Here is a 470-nt window from a genome sequence, read left to right on the forward strand (position 1 = left end):
GATATTGACTCCTGGAATGAAGAAAAAACAGCGGTGTTTATTGCGATACCTGAAACTAATACGTCGTTTAATTTTATTGCAGCGTTGATGTTTGCGACAGTCGGAGAAGTGTTGCGAAATAAATCAGACCAAGTACGTTTAGGAAAACGAGTACTAGAAGAAGGAAAAGAACTCCTACATGTCCGTTTCTTAATTTACGAATTTGCCAATATTGGCCGAATTCCTCACTTTGAGAAAATGTTGACCACGTTTCGTAAGCGAGAAATGTCGTTTACCATTGTTTTACAATCCTTAAATCAACTCCAAACCTTGTATCCAAAAGGGTGGCAAAACATTCTAAACGGCTGTGCGTGTTTACTATACCTTGGTGGGGACGAAGAAGAAACCACCAAGTATCTGTCTGCACGTGCAGGGAAACAAACGTTATCCATTCGGAAACATAGCATGAATAAAGGAAATCAAGGTGGAGG

1 protein-coding gene is annotated in these 470 nt (G+C 40.0%); it reads left to right on the forward strand.

The window, feature by feature from the left end; all coding sequences use genetic code 11:
- On the forward strand, positions 1–470 hold a 470-nt coding region (locus tag AC2JF8_RS09280), incomplete at both ends, for a type IV secretory system conjugative DNA transfer family protein (protein ID WP_500762807.1).

The organism is Lactobacillus sp. CA30L (genome assembly GCF_059900845.1).